The sequence below is a fragment of the Burkholderia sp. JPY481 genome, assembly GCF_038900515.1.
Classification (GTDB): domain Bacteria; phylum Pseudomonadota; class Gammaproteobacteria; order Burkholderiales; family Burkholderiaceae; genus Paraburkholderia; species Paraburkholderia youngii.
In genome coordinates, this window is record NZ_JAYMRT010000208.1 from 1 (window position 1) to 255 (window position 255).

The window sequence follows — 255 nt, forward strand, 5'->3', positions numbered from 1 at the left end:
TGGGTCGGCCAGTGCGAGGCACTGTGCGCTCCGCTAACAGAGGCGCTGCGCCGCTATACGATGGCCGCGACCAAACTGCACGCGGATGACACGCCGATCCCGGTGCTCTCACCGGGCAACAGGAAGATCCGCACCGGCCGGCTATGGGTCTACGTGCGCGACGATCATCGCTCGGGCTCGACGCAACCGGCGTCGGTCTGGTTCGCGTACTCGCCGAACCGGCAAGGCATCCATCCTCAAACCCATCTCGCCAAC

At 65.9% G+C, this 255-nt stretch carries 1 protein-coding gene; it reads left to right on the forward strand.

Features of this window, described 5'->3' with window-relative positions:
• A partial coding sequence (locus VSR82_RS40370; RefSeq protein WP_498858960.1) for an IS66 family transposase occupies positions 1 to 255 on the forward strand: 255 nt, incomplete at both ends.